Genomic DNA, 12,262 nt, shown 5'->3' on the forward strand with positions numbered 1-12,262 from the left:
CGGTGCGCGGGAATTCGCGGAAGTGACGAGCGGACGCGCGATCGGTAACGTATTCGCCGATGACAAGCATGGACGCCAGGTTCGGCGATGCGGCTGGGTCGGTGCCCCTGCCCAGCCCGTGGGACCTCAACGCCTACCTCGCCGAGGTGGCCGCGCACCGGAAGCGGCCGATCTCTCTACAGCCGGCCCACCGGTCGGCGCTGGCCGATCTGGGATGCAACGGTAACGGTCTCTGGATCGCCCGCAAGAACGACGACATCATCGTCTTCGACGCATCGGCCTCGGGCCGCAATGCCGACCACATCGTGTTGCATGCGATCGGTCATATGCTGCTGGGCCACGGCGGGCCCGGCGCCGAGGATCCGGACACCACCCGCATCTCACTCGGCGCGCTCAATGCCTCACTGCTCGACGCGCTCGCCACAATCGCGCCCGGTTCGATCACACAGATTCTGGGCCGCGACGACTTCGGTGCGGACCGGGAACGCGAAGCGGGGGTGTTCGCCGAAATGACCATGGTCTACGCGGCGCTGCCCCGTCGGCGCACCCGATCCTTCTGGCCGTTCGGGCGGCGTCGCAACAAGTAGCGCCGCTCCGGCACGCGGACGGGTACGGGTACTTCCGATACCGGCACGAGGGTCTACTCTTGTGGGCCGTGGCCGAACAGCAGATCCCCGCCCCGCACCCCGCTGTCGCCCCGCTGGCCGGATTGCTCGGCACCTGGCGCGGTGCGGGCCGGGGTGATTACCCCACGATCGAACCCTTCGGGTATCTGGAGGAGATCACATTCGGGCATCTGGGCCGGCCCTTCCTGACCTACCGGCAGCGCACCCGGCACGCCGACGACAACCGCCCACTCCATGTGGAGACCGGTTATCTCCGTTGCCCCGACCCCGACCGGGTGGAACTCATCCTCGCCCATCCCACCGGGATCACCGAGATCTGCGAGGGAAAACTCGCCCTGGGCGACGACGAGATCCGGTTGGAGCTGGAGTCGACCGCGATAGGCCTGAGCTCTACGGCGAAGTCGGTGACCGCGCTCGGTCGCACCATCCATATGCACGCCGGAGTCATCGACTACACCCTGCAGATGGGCGCTGTGGGCCTGCCACTACAGGATCATCTCGCGGCCAGTCTGCACAAAGTCTGAATGGCAGATAACGAGTAGATCACGGAATTCGAAAGCCGGGTCACGATTTGCTCATCATCGATTTTGTGCACCTTTCCATCTTGTCTCGGCGCGCATTCGCGGCTTAGGTTGACCTGAGCAGCAAATCACCAGATAACACTTCCGCAGAGCCCGGTCGCGCAGCGGCACCACGAGCTCGCTGTCTGTCGAACCTCTGAATCGGAGGGAGCCGGAAATGAAGCGTTCCACCGTTGCTTTCATCACCGCCGGATTGATCCTGGGGGGCACCGGAGTCGTCGAGATCCTCGGTACCGACACCGCCTCGTCCGCGCCGGTCACCGACCACACGGTCTCGGTCGTCGCACCCGCCCGGGTCAGCGATTCGGTGACCACCGATACCCGCATCACCGATATCGGTCACCGTTACGCGACCCCGGCGGGGACCGAGACGGCCGGACAGTAGTGCCCGTCAGCGCTCGCGCGGATCAATACCCCGCGGGCAGTGCGGCGAGCATATCTCGCGTCACAGCCACCGCGTTATCGGAACTTCCGCCCCTGACCAGCAGCGTCGCGAAGGCGATATCGCCCCGGTAACCGACGAACCAGGAATGTGAACCTCCCTCCACCTCCGCCTCGCCGGTTTTGCCGAATACCGTTCCCTGGTCGGCGATCCGCTCGGCCGTACCCGTGACGACCACCTGCCGCATCATCGTCCGCAGACCGGCCACCACGTCCGGATCGAGCGCGGGCCGCGCGCCGTCGACCACCGTTTCCCGTCCGGCGATCAGAAAAGGAGTCGGTGCCGCGCCCGCGGCGACGGTCGCGGCCATGAGGGCCATACCGAACGGACTCACCACGACCCGCCCCTGACCTATTCCGTCCTCGGTCCGCTGAGTGCGATCCTCGGTCGCGGGCACCGACCCGGAAAAGGTCGGCAGCCCCGCCACGGAATAATCCGGACCGATTCCGAAAGCCGCCGCACTGTCGGTCAGTGCGGATTCCGGCAATTCACTGGCCAACCGGGCGAACGAGGTATTGCACGACCGCGCATACGCGGTGGTCATCGATACGTCGCCGACCGAGAAACCGTTGTAATTCGGAATCATCCGCTCGCCGATGGTGATCGCGCTCGGGCAGGACACCACCGTTTCCGGCGTCGCGACCCCCGCGACCATGGCAGCGGCGGCGGTCACCGTTTTGAACACCGAACCGGGCGGGTACTGACCGATGGTGGCGACGGGACCGTCCCCGTCGGCCGCCGTGTTCTGCGCAACCGCGAGGATCCCGCCGGTCGAGGGTTCGATCACCACCATCATGGCCTGTTCCCGGCGTCCGTCGACTGCCCGCTGGGCCGCGTTCTGGATCCGCCGGTCCACGCTCAGCGCGAACGACGGGGCGGGCTGCGCGGCCACCTCCTGCAATACCCCGGTCTCGGCGCCGTTGGCATTGCGGGCCACCACCTGCCAGCCCGCCCTCCCGTCGACATCGGCGATCACCGTCTGCCGCACCTGAGCCATCAGATCGGGAGCGAATCTCCGGTCGGTGGGCGCCATATCCCACTCCTGGGTCACCCGAACCCCCGGAAGCCCGATGAGCCGGGGTCCCGCCCGGCCGAACTCGGCCTCGTTCAGCACGACCACCGTGTACACACCACCGTCGGCGGCACGCGCGGAATCCAGGATGCGCTGCGGGGTGAACCGTTCGTCGAGATCGACCAGAGCCTGCGACAACGCCGTCGCCACCCGCTCCGGATCCGCGGTGTCGGCCGCATCGAAAGTGACCCGCGAGACTGTGCCCGGCACCAGCACATCGCTACCGGACTGCTCGTTCACCCGCGCCTGGGGCGCCGGCTCGATCGACAGCGCCAGGGTCTGGGTGTCGCCGAGCCGGGGATGGATCGCCGCTCCGCTCCAGCGCACGGTCCAGGAACCACCGCTGCGCACCATCGGCAGCTGCCCCGAATAGGTCCAGGCGCGACCGCCGGTCAGCCGCCATTCGTAGGTGTAGTCGACCGTGGCGGTATCGCCGCTGATCCGCGCCGCCCCGGTATTCGCCCGGAGTTCTTCGGCGTCCAGTTCGTCCCATGCCGAAGTCAATGCGGCGAAAGCCTTTTCGGGTCGAGTGGTCAGGCCGGCAGCGGTTTCGATATCGCGGGCGGTGAAGGCGTCGAGGAAACTGTCCGCCGCGGTGATCGGCCCGGACGAGCCCGCCCCGCAGCCGGTCACGGCGAACATCAGCGCCGTGACCACGATCACGAGCGCCGACCGGATCGCCATCGCAGCCGATGGTAGGCGACCGGACCCGGTGATCACCTGCGGCACACCGGATCCGGTCCGGATCAGTCGAGCAGAACGGTCGCGAAGGTGGCGATCTGCCGGAATCCGACCTTCCGATAGGCGCGCCGGGCCACCTCGTTGTAGTCGTTGACGTACAGACTGGCCGTCCGGCCCGCGGCGACGACCGAATTGGCGACCGCGGCCGTTCCCGCTGTTCCCAGTCCCTGCCCGCGATGTTCCGGATGCACCCAGACACCCTGGATCTGACCGGTGCGGCGGGATTGGGCACCCACTTCGGCCTTGAACACGACCTCACCGTCGACGAACCGCGCCCAGGCCCGGCCGGCCTCGATCAGCCCGGCCACCCGGCGCCGGTAGCCGCGGCCCCCGTCGCCGGCGCGTGGATCGACGCCGACCTCCTCGATGAACATCGCGATCGCCGCCGCGAGGTACCGGTCCAGTTCTTCGGGCCGGACCTGGCGCACCTCGGGGTCGGCGGCCGAGACCGCGGTATCGGTGAGCGCCAGCAGCGGCTGCGCGCCCCGTATCTCGCGTTCGGGACCCCAATGATCGGCGAGCATCTCCCACAGCGGCAGTGCCAGTTCTTGCCGCCCCACGACCGAGGAGCACATCCGAGGCCAGCGGATCGCGCGATCGGCGAAAGCACGCAGGGCGTCACGCCCGCCGCGCAGCGGGATGAGGTTCACCCCGGAGAAGCACAGTGATTCGGACGGGCCGCCGTGGCTCCACAACTCACCCTGACCGCACCGGTTGTCCAGACCGTATTCCTGTAGCCGGGCAGCGACCATGCAGGTGGCCACCGGATCCTCGTCGAGGACCCGGAGTACCTGCGCCAGGTCCCGCTTGGCGAGCTGGCGCGCGGGAACGTATTTCGCACGCCGGGTCGGCTCCAGCAGACTCCGCACCTAGAACAGCCTGCCATGAACCGAGCCGGGACGGTACGCATATCCGAAAAGCGTGTATCCGCGCCGGACATCGCCGTCCGGCCCGCCCCGGTGGCAGGCCGGACGCGTGGGGCGCTCAGCCCACGCTGACGACCGGTTGCCCGGCCTCGGCGTCCTCACCCATCTCCTCGGCGATGCGCATGGCCTCCTCGATCAGGGTTTCCACGATCTGCGCCTCGGGCACCGTTTTCACGACCTCACCCTTGACGAAGATCTGGCCCTTGCCATTACCGGAAGCAACGCCCAGATCGGCCTCGCGGGCTTCGCCCGGGCCGTTCACGACACATCCCATCACCGCGACCCGCAACGGCACCTCCAGGCCGTCCAGACCGGCGGTGACCTCGTTGGCGAGGGTGTACACATCGACCTGTGCGCGACCGCACGAGGGACAGGACACGATCTCGAGCTTGCGCGGGCGCAAGTTCAGCGACTGCAGAATCTGCCCGCCGACCTTCACTTCCTCGGCCGGCGGCGCCGACAACGACACCCGGATCGTATCGCCGATCCCCTCGCTGAGCAGCGCACCGAACGCCACCGCGGATTTCACGGTGCCCTGGAACGCCGGCCCCGCCTCGGTGACGCCGAGATGCAGCGGATAGTCGCACTGCGCGGCCAGCTGCCGGTACGCCTCGACCATCACCACCGGGTCGTTGTGTTTGACCGAGATCTTGATATCGCCGAAACCGTGTTCCTCGAACAGGCCGGCTTCCCACAGCGCCGATTCCACCAGCGCTTCCGGGGTCGCCTTGCCGTATTTGTCCATCATCCGCTTGTCGAGGGACCCGGCGTTCACCCCGATCCGGATCGGGATACCGGCGGCACCGGCCGCCTTGGCGACCTCTTTCACGCGGCCGTCGAATTCTTTGATATTGCCCGGATTCACCCGCACCGCCGCGCAGCCCGCATCGATGGCGGCGAAGATGTAGCGCGGCTGGAAATGGATATCGGCGATCACCGGGATCTGCGATTTCTTCGCGATCAGGGGTAGCGCGTCGGCATCCTCCTGCCGTGGGCACGCCACCCGGACGATATCGCAGCCCGATGCGGTGAGCTCCGCGATCTGCTGCAACGTCGCGTTCACATCGTGTGTTCTGGTCGTCGTCATCGACTGCACCGAGATCGGGTGGTCGCTGCCCACACCGACACCACCCACCATCAACTGACGGGTCTTACGTCGCGGCGCGAGCACCGCGACCGGTGCGGTCGGCATCCCCAATCCGACTGTGCTGGTCACTTTCGGCTGCCTACTTTCGTACTGGTCCGGCCGGTCGGTGCCGAGTCTAGTCCGGCCCCGACCGGGAGCCGTCGAGACATCGGCAACAGTCAGGACCGGCACCGGCACGTCACCGCACCGTAACCGACGGTTCTCCGCGCGATACCGCAGCCTTCGGCGGAACCCGCCGGCTACCGGGGTTTGCGCCGCAGCAGCACGTCCCTGATCACGAGGGCGCCCAGTGCCGCGGCGAAGCCGATCAGGTAGAGATCCTCGACCTTGCCGTGGTGGTTGCCCTTGAGCATGCCCAGCAGGATGACGATCACCACGATCGCGGCCACCTGGAACGTCCGGCGGGACTCCCCGCTCCAGCCCCAGGCCGCCGACGGAACCTCTGCGGGGTCCACCTTGGTGACGACTTTGTCGCTGGTGGTTTCGACTTCCGTGGCGGCCACGATCGCTCCTCCTGAGAGAACGGATACTGCCCGATATCGTGGCATACGACCGCCCGTCGTAGCCAGCAGGGGCACGGTCGGCGACAATGGGCGGGTGTCAGATCTCCGCAGAGTCCTCCTGCTCGGCAGCACCGGTTCCATCGGCACCCAGGCGCTCGAGGTGATCGCCGCGAATCCGGACAGATTCGAGATCGTCGGCCTCGCCGCCGGTGGCGGGAACACCGAGCTGCTGGCCGCGCAGATGGCCGCTACCGGGACGACCGCGGTGGCCGTCGCCGATCCGGTCGCCGGAGCCGAACTGGGCGTCCCGTTCACCGGCGCCGGCGCGGTCACCGAACTCGTCCGGCGCACCGAGGCCGATGTGGTCCTGAACGCGCTGGTCGGATCGCTGGGCCTGGAGCCGACGCTGGCCGCGCTGGAGACGGGGGCCACACTGGCGCTCGCGAACAAGGAATCGCTGGTGGCGGGTGGGTCGCTGGTCACCCGCGCCGCGCGCCCGGGGCAGCTGGTCCCGGTCGACTCGGAGCATTCGGCACTGGCCCAGTGCCTGCGCGGCGGCCGGGCCGACGAAGTGGACAAGCTGGTTCTCACCGCTTCCGGCGGACCGTTCCGCGGTTGGACCACCGAAATGCTGGACGGAGTGAACCCCGCCGAAGCGAAAACCCATCCGACCTGGTCCATGGGCCCGATGAACACCCTGAACTCGGCCTCGCTGGTCAACAAGGGGCTCGAACTGATCGAAACGCATCTGCTGTTCGGTATCCCCTACGACCGCATCGAGGTCACCGTGCACCCACAGTCGATCGTGCACTCGATGGTCACCTTCACCGACGGCTCGACCCTCGCCCAGGCCAGCCCGCCCGATATGAAACTGCCGATCGCGCTCGCGCTGGGCTGGCCGGACCGGGTTCCCGGCGCCGCCGCCCCGTGCGATTTCGGCACCGCGGCCACCTGGACCTTCGAACCGGTGGACGACGAGACCTTCCCAGCCGTGGAACTGGCTCGCCGGGCCGGTACCGCGGGCGGCTGCGTCACCGCCGTGTACAACGCAGCCAACGAGGTCGCGGTGCAGGCTTTCCTCGACGGCCGGATCCGGTTCCCGGAGATCGTGCGCACCGTGGAACAGGCCGTACACGATGCCGGCCAGTGGCAGGCCGAGCCCACCGAACTCGCCGAAGTACTCGCTGCCGACGAATGGGCCCGCGAACGGGCCCGTATCCTCGTACAGCGGTAATCGATATCGCGGATCGTCGAGGTACGGCCCGCGTGCGGCTACTGTGGACACGTGCTCGCGACCGCTCCGGTCTCCGTGCGGGCCGGGAGTAATGATCTGCGCACCGCAGGAGGGCTGTAGACCACATGCTGTTCGTGTTGGGGTTCGTGTTGTTCGCCCTCGGCATCACGATTTCGATCGCGTTGCACGAATGCGGGCATATGTGGACCGCGCAGGCCACCGGTATGAAGGTGCGCCGGTATTTCATCGGCTTCGGCCCGAAGGTGTTCTCGTTCCGCCGCGGGGAGACCGAGTACGGGTTGAAATGGCTCCCGCTCGGTGGGTTCTGCGATATCGCCGGAATGACGGCACTCGACGAACTCGAACCCGAAGAGGTCGACCGGGCCATGTACCGGCAGGCCACCTGGAAACGCCTCGTCGTGATGTCCGGCGGGATCGGGATGAATTTCCTGCTCGGTTTCCTGCTGATCGTCGTGCTCGCGGTCGGCTGGGGTCTGCCCAACCTCAATCAGCCGCCCGAGACCACCATCGGCGATATGAGCTGCGTGGCACCGCAGAACCCCGATCGGACGCTCGCCGCGTGCACCGGCCCCGGTCCCGCCCAGCGGGCCGGGCTGCAACGCGGCGATGTGGTGACCGCGATCAACGGCGAGGAAGTGGACAGCTGGACCGAGTTCCAGACCCTGACCCAGCAGCAGAACGGTCCGTTCACCTACACCGTCGATCGTGACGGGCAGACACTGGACATCCGGGTCGTGCCCGAGCAGGCACTGCGCTACCCCAAGGACGGCGGGCCCGGCCGGGAAGTGAGCGTGGTCGGCGTCGGTCAGGAGTTCTACGAACCGGTGCAGTACGGCGTCCTCGCCGCGATTCCCGCCTCGGCGGCGTTCACCGGGGAGATGTTCATCCGTACCTTCCAGTCGCTCGCCCAGATGCCCGCCAAGGTCGCCTCGCTGTGGGACGCCGTCACCGGGGGCGAGCGCACCGCCGACACCCCGGTCAGCGTGTACGGCGCCAGCAAGATCGGCGGTGAGACGGCCGAGCGCGGCTATTGGAATATGTTCATCCTGGTCCTGGCCAGCCTGAACTTCTTCCTCGGGGCGTTCAATATCCTGCCCCTGCTGCCGTTGGACGGCGGACATATCGCGGTGGTCCTCTACGAGAAACTGCGCAACACCTTCCGCGGCTGGAAGGGGCTGGCACCGGGCGCCCCGGTCGACTACCTGAAACTGCTACCGCTCACCTACGTCGCGGTGGTGATCGGCGGGGCGTACATGCTGCTCACGCTGGCCGCCGACATCATGAACCCGATCAACCTGTTCCCCTGAGGGTCGGCGGCGGTTGAGGATGTCAGTTCCTGGTCGCCACCCGTTCACCGATCCTGCTCGCGCTGCCCGGTGCCACGATCTCCCGGATCGACGAGGGCGTCCTTGCCCTCGATGACGTCCACGACGTACTCGGCGATGGCCAGCGAGGATGTCGCCGCGGGTGAGGGCGCATTGCGGATCGCGGTGACCGGGCCCAGCCGGTCGATCCGGAAATCGTCGACCAGGCTGCCGTCGGCATCGAGGGCCTGGGCACGGACGCCGGCACCACCGCGCACCACATCCGCGGCACCGATGGCCGGGATATAGCGCTGCGCTCGACGCATGTAGGCCGTTGTCGACAGTGAACCGTACATCTCCTCGATTCCGGTGCGCCAATGCTGCCGCGCCATCCGGCGGAATCCTGGCCAGCGCAGGGTATTCGCGAAATCGCGGGCCGAGAAGTCACCGCGTCGGTAGCCCTCACGGGCGAAGGCAAGCACCGCGTTGGGGCCGACCTCCACTGTTCCGGAGACCCGCCGGGTGAAATGAACACCCAGGAACGGGTACCGCGGATCCGGGACGGGGTACACCAATCCGCGCACCATATCAGCTTTCGCCGCAACCACATTCATGTACTCACCGCGGAAAGGCACGATTCGCGGCTCCGCGTCGCCACCGGCCAGGCCCGCGACGGTATCGGCATGCAGTCCCGCGCAGACGATCACCCGGTCCGCGCGCAGCACCTCCCCGCCCGACGCGATTTCGATGGACGACGCCGTCCGGCGGATTCGGTCCACCGGTGACGACAGCCGAACCTCCCCACCGGAATCCGCCAGGTCCGCGGCGAAGGACTGCGCGATCCGCGAGAAATCGGTGATCGCCGTCCGCGGCGAGTACAGCGCGGCGATCCCTTCGGCGAACGGCTCGATCTCGCGGATCTCCGAACGGCCCACCCGGCGCAAACCAGGGACGGCGTTGTCACCGGCACGGGCTCGCAGGGCTTCGAGCCGCGGCACCTCGTCCGCGTCCACCGCGATCACGAGTTTGCCGCATTCGTCGTAGGGCAGGGCACGCTCGACGCAGTAGTCCCGCAGCAGCGTGCGACCCCGCGCGCACAGGACGGCCTTCAGGCTTCCCGGCTGGTAGTAGATCCCGGCGTGCACCACCCCGGAATTGTGGCCGGTCTGGTGCGCCGCGACCCGGTTTTCCTTTTCCAACACCACGATCCGGTCGGCCGGACGACGGCGGGCGAGTTCCCGCCCGATGGCCAGCCCGACTATTCCGGCCCCGACGATCGCGACGACCTGCTCACCCATGTATCCGTTTCCCTCACACCACGTTCGGTTGCACCCGGTCCGGGTCCGCGTCTACGGCTGTTCCAGCGAATCGAAGGGGATCGTCGCCTCGACCGGTTCGTCCAGCAGCAGCACCCGGCGGTGCACGGTGTGCACCAAGTACCGTCGGCCGGACCAGTCCAGGCGGTATTCCTCGATTTCCTCGATCCTGTCTTCCTTCTGGTCGAGCCGGATGATCAGGTAGCGGGGGATCCCTGCAGCCGCATACTGGATGCGTTTGTCGGTGATATCGACATCGATGGTGGATCCGGAGGTGACCTCGACGATCAGCAATATGTGATCCCGCACCGTATCTACGTCGTACGGTTCACAGTCACGAATCCAGATATCCGGATACCGGATGTTCAGCCGCCGATCCGAGGCCGAAGAATCCGAGTCGGCGAACCGCGCGGCGATATCGGAATCGACGACCATGCACGGACCGCCTTCCCGGCGTCCGCTTTCGAGCAGGCCGGCCAGACGTCGGATAACCCTGCTGTGCAGCGGGCTCTGGGCCATGAGTCGTATGACACGGCCGTCGACGATCTCGATATCACCGAGTTCGGCCGCGGCACCGTCGGCGAACTCGTCGGCGGTGAGGCGCAGCTCATCGTGCTCGTCGGGGGCGCTCATGCAGGCATCATGTCAGGTCGGGTGAGAACGGGCCACAACGAAGCCCTTCACCCGCCGCTCCACAGCGGAGGCTCCCGTACCGAGGCGGAACTCAGCCCTCGGCCGCGAGCTGGCCGCAGGCTGCGGCGATCTCCTGACCGCGGGTGTCGCGGACCGTGCACGGCACACCCTGGGCCTCGACTCGGCGCACGAATTCCCGCTCCACCGGCTTGGGGCTGGCGTCCCATTTGCTGCCGGGGGTGGGGTTCAGCGGAATGACATTGACATGCACCCGGGAGCCGAGCGCCTTGTGCAGCTTCTGGCCCAGCATCTCCGCACGCCACGGCTGGTCGTTGATATCGCGGATCAGCGCATATTCGATGGAGACCCGGCGACCCGACTTGTCCGCGTAGTACCGGGCGGCGTCGAGGACCTCGGCGACCGGCCAGCGGTTGTTCACCGGAACGAGGGTGTCGCGGAGCTCGTCATCGGGGGTGTGCAGGGAGACCGCCAACGTCACCGAGAGATCCTCGTCGGCGAGTTTGCGGATCGCCGGAGCCAGCCCGACCGTCGAGACCACCACATTGCGCTGGGAGATCCCGAAACCGTCCGGGGCCGGCGAGGTGATGCGGCGGACCGCGTTCACCACCCGCTTGTAGTTCGCCAGCGGCTCGCCCATCCCCATGAAGACGATGTTCGAGAGACGCCCGGGGCCGCCGGCGACCGCGCCGTCACGCAGATCGGCCGCGGCCGCGCGCACCTGATCGACGATCTCGGCGGTGGACAGGTTGCGGTCGAGTCCGCCCTGTCCGGTCGCGCAGAAAGGGCAGGCCATACCGCAACCGGCCTGACTGGAGATGCACAGGGTGGCCCGGTCGGGGTACCGCATGAGCACGCTCTCCAGCAGGGTGCCGTCGCCGGCCCGCCACAGCGTCTTGCGGGTCTCCCCCGCATCGCAGGCGATCTGCCGGATCGGGGTGAGCAGCGGCGGGAACAATGCCTCCGCCACTTTCTCCCGGACCGCGGCCGGAAGATCGGTCATCTGCTCGGCATCGGCCTGCAACCGCCCGTAGTACTGGCGCGCGATCTGGTCGGCGCGGAATTTCGGCAGGCCGAGCTCGGCCATCGCGGCACGGCGGCCCTCGGCATCCAGATCGGCCAGATGGCGCGGCGGCATGCCGCGGCGCGGTGCGTCGAAAACCAGGGGCAAGGAGGCGGTCATAGTCCTACCAGTGTGTCATCTCGGTGAATGTGATCCGTGCCGAGCCACCCGATGGCCGGTCGGACCGCACCGATACCGACCGGCGGGGCCGAAATCCGTGCGCAGTCGATAGCAGTCGGCAATCATCGACATATGGCGACACCTGATGATCGAACACCCGAGACCCACGCACCACCCGAGGACTTCCCGCCCCCGGAAGTTCCGGGCACACCGGCCGGATACGAACCCGATACCACAGCCGGAAAACCCGCGGTACGCAAGCGCAAAGGGGTGGAGAAATCCCGCGTCGGCAATGCATGGATCGCGCTGATCGTCGCGGCGCTGCTCGGTATCGTCCTGCTGATCTTCATCCTGCAGAACTCCGAGAGCGCCGATGTCGAAATGCTGTTCTGGAACTTCTCGCTACCGCTCGGGGTGACGATCCTGCTGTCGGTGATAGCCGGCGCCCTGGTGATGGCGCTGGTGGGTGGGGTCCGCATCGTCCAGTTAAGGCGCGCCGTGCACCGCCACTGAAC

13 protein-coding genes are annotated in these 12,262 nt (G+C 67.4%); 6 read left to right on the forward strand and 7 right to left on the reverse strand.

Annotated features, from left to right (window positions below; all coding sequences use genetic code 11):
• The first annotated feature begins 59 nt into the window (after window positions 1–59).
• From ACWCPQ_RS18585 to ACWCPQ_RS18595, 3 genes are all read left to right on the forward strand, one after another.
• On the forward strand, window positions 60–587 hold the full coding sequence (locus ACWCPQ_RS18585; RefSeq protein ID WP_449900311.1) for a hypothetical protein: 528 nt from the start codon (window positions 60–62) through the stop codon (window positions 585–587).
• 68 nt (window positions 588–655) lie between these two features.
• Entirely contained in the window at window positions 656–1,150 is a 495-nt protein-coding gene (locus ACWCPQ_RS18590) for a peroxynitrite isomerase (protein WP_449900313.1), read from the forward strand.
• Window positions 1,151–1,364: 214 nt separating this feature from the next.
• A complete protein-coding gene (locus ACWCPQ_RS18595; protein ID WP_449900315.1) occupies window positions 1,365–1,592 on the forward strand; it encodes a hypothetical protein in 228 nt (75 codons plus the stop codon).
• Between the two features lie 22 nt (window positions 1,593–1,614).
• Here ACWCPQ_RS18595 and ACWCPQ_RS18600 read toward each other — a convergent pair whose 3' ends face one another.
• The 4 genes from ACWCPQ_RS18600 to ACWCPQ_RS18615 form a co-directional block, all read right to left on the reverse strand.
• Complete coding sequence (locus tag ACWCPQ_RS18600; protein ID WP_449900317.1) at window positions 1,615–3,405, reverse strand: penicillin-binding transpeptidase domain-containing protein; 1,791 nt, start codon at window positions 3,403–3,405, stop codon at window positions 1,615–1,617.
• Window positions 3,406–3,467: 62 nt separating this feature from the next.
• Window positions 3,468–4,331 (reverse strand): GNAT family N-acetyltransferase, encoded by an 864-nt coding sequence (locus ACWCPQ_RS18605; RefSeq protein WP_449900319.1) that lies wholly within the window; start codon window positions 4,329–4,331, stop codon window positions 3,468–3,470.
• A 115-nt stretch (window positions 4,332–4,446) separates the two neighbouring features.
• On the reverse strand, window positions 4,447–5,604 hold the full coding sequence (ispG, locus tag ACWCPQ_RS18610; RefSeq protein WP_449900321.1) for a flavodoxin-dependent (E)-4-hydroxy-3-methylbut-2-enyl-diphosphate synthase: 1,158 nt from the start codon (window positions 5,602–5,604) through the stop codon (window positions 4,447–4,449).
• A 170-nt stretch (window positions 5,605–5,774) separates the two neighbouring features.
• Window positions 5,775–6,038, reverse strand: a complete 264-nt coding sequence (locus ACWCPQ_RS18615) for a DUF2631 domain-containing protein (RefSeq protein ID WP_449900323.1) — start codon at window positions 6,036–6,038, stop codon at window positions 5,775–5,777.
• Window positions 6,039–6,132: 94 nt separating this feature from the next.
• Between ACWCPQ_RS18615 and dxr the strand changes: the two genes are divergently transcribed.
• Window positions 6,133–7,272 (forward strand): 1-deoxy-D-xylulose-5-phosphate reductoisomerase, encoded by a 1,140-nt coding sequence (dxr, locus tag ACWCPQ_RS18620; RefSeq protein ID WP_449900325.1) that lies wholly within the window; start codon window positions 6,133–6,135, stop codon window positions 7,270–7,272.
• Between the two features lie 125 nt (window positions 7,273–7,397).
• Entirely contained in the window at window positions 7,398–8,600 is a 1,203-nt protein-coding gene (locus ACWCPQ_RS18625; protein ID WP_449900327.1) for a M50 family metallopeptidase, read from the forward strand.
• 44 nt (window positions 8,601–8,644) lie between these two features.
• Here ACWCPQ_RS18625 and lhgO read toward each other — a convergent pair whose 3' ends face one another.
• The 3 genes from lhgO to rlmN form a co-directional block, all read right to left on the reverse strand.
• Window positions 8,645–9,895 carry an L-2-hydroxyglutarate oxidase gene (gene lhgO / locus ACWCPQ_RS18630; protein ID WP_449900329.1) on the reverse strand — a complete coding sequence of 417 codons (1,251 nt, stop codon included), beginning with the start codon at window positions 9,893–9,895 and terminating at the stop codon, window positions 8,645–8,647.
• Between the two features lie 51 nt (window positions 9,896–9,946).
• Entirely contained in the window at window positions 9,947–10,546 is a 600-nt protein-coding gene (locus tag ACWCPQ_RS18635; protein ID WP_449900331.1) for a Uma2 family endonuclease, read from the reverse strand.
• A gap of 91 nt (window positions 10,547–10,637) precedes the next feature.
• Window positions 10,638–11,747: a 23S rRNA (adenine(2503)-C(2))-methyltransferase RlmN gene (gene rlmN / locus ACWCPQ_RS18640; protein WP_449900333.1), complete on the reverse strand. Its 1,110-nt coding sequence runs from the start codon at window positions 11,745–11,747 to the stop codon at window positions 10,638–10,640.
• Between the two features lie 132 nt (window positions 11,748–11,879).
• Between rlmN and ACWCPQ_RS18645 the strand changes: the two genes are divergently transcribed.
• Window positions 11,880–12,260, forward strand: a complete 381-nt coding sequence (locus ACWCPQ_RS18645) for a lipopolysaccharide assembly protein LapA domain-containing protein (protein ID WP_449900335.1) — start codon at window positions 11,880–11,882, stop codon at window positions 12,258–12,260.
• The last annotated feature ends 2 nt before the right edge of the window (window positions 12,261–12,262 follow it).

This window comes from Nocardia sp. NPDC001965, assembly GCF_053594175.1.

Coding starts and splice junctions, on each gene's coding strand:
- ACWCPQ_RS18585 (WP_449900311.1), top strand. CDS start 60: ATGACAAGCATGGACGCCAGGTTCGGCGATGCGGCTGGGTCGGTGCCC.
- ACWCPQ_RS18595 (WP_449900315.1), top strand. CDS start 1,365: ATGAAGCGTTCCACCGTTGCTTTCATCACCGCCGGATTGATCCTGGGG.
- ACWCPQ_RS18600 (WP_449900317.1), bottom strand. CDS start 3,405: ATGGCGATCCGGTCGGCGCTCGTGATCGTGGTCACGGCGCTGATGTTC.
- ACWCPQ_RS18625 (WP_449900327.1), top strand. CDS start 7,398: ATGCTGTTCGTGTTGGGGTTCGTGTTGTTCGCCCTCGGCATCACGATT.
- lhgO (WP_449900329.1), bottom strand. CDS start 9,895: ATGGGTGAGCAGGTCGTCGCGATCGTCGGGGCCGGAATAGTCGGGCTG.
- ACWCPQ_RS18635 (WP_449900331.1), bottom strand. CDS start 10,546: ATGAGCGCCCCCGACGAGCACGATGAGCTGCGCCTCACCGCCGACGAG.
- rlmN (WP_449900333.1), bottom strand. CDS start 11,747: ATGACCGCCTCCTTGCCCCTGGTTTTCGACGCACCGCGCCGCGGCATG.
- ACWCPQ_RS18645 (WP_449900335.1), top strand. CDS start 11,880: ATGGCGACACCTGATGATCGAACACCCGAGACCCACGCACCACCCGAG.